Origin of the sequence: Aquabacterium sp. UBA2148 (genome assembly GCF_002328915.1) — a bacterium.
GTDB classification, from domain to species: Bacteria; Pseudomonadota; Gammaproteobacteria; order Burkholderiales; family Burkholderiaceae_C; genus Aquabacterium; species Aquabacterium parvum.
In genome coordinates this window covers 7,460-7,939 of the sequence record NZ_DCXA01000130.1, presented here as the reverse complement: position 1 = coordinate 7,939, position 480 = coordinate 7,460, and the positions used below count along the sequence as shown (strand labels likewise).

2 protein-coding genes are annotated in these 480 nt (G+C 65.2%); both read left to right on the top strand.

The window, feature by feature from the left end:
- On the top strand, window positions 1-178 hold a 178-nt coding region (locus tag B2W70_RS07075), incomplete at its 5' end, for an iron-sulfur cluster assembly scaffold protein (protein ID WP_286744212.1).
- Between the two features lie 64 nt (window positions 179-242).
- Window positions 243-480: HesB/IscA family protein (locus B2W70_RS07070; RefSeq protein WP_286744206.1), on the top strand; the 238-nt coding region annotated here is incomplete at its 3' end.

Genomic DNA, 480 nt, shown 5'->3' with positions numbered 1-480 from the left:
GAGCTCGCTCGTGACCGAGTGGGTGCGCGGCAAGACGCTGGACGAAGCGCTGACCATCAAGAACACCCAGATTGCCGAAGAGCTGGCCTTGCCCCCGGTCAAGATCCACTGCTCGATCCTGGCGGAAGATGCCATCAAGGCAGCCGTGAGCGACTACAAGGCCAAGCATGCAAACTGACGCATCCTGCACCGCCGGCCCTGGCAAGGAGCCGCTGCCCGAGATCGCCCAGGTGATCGAAGGCATGCGCGTTTCGCTCAGCGATGCCGCAGCGCGCCACATCACGCGCTACCTGGCCCGCCGGGGCAAGGGTGTGGGCGTGCGCCTGGGCGTCAAGACCACCGGTTGCTCCGGCCTGGCCTACAAGATCGAGTTCGCCGACGAGGTGGCGCCCGAGGACATCGTCTTCGAGCAGCAGGGCGTGAAGATCCTGGTCGATCCCAAGAGCCTGCCCTACATCGATGGCACCGAGCTGGACTTCG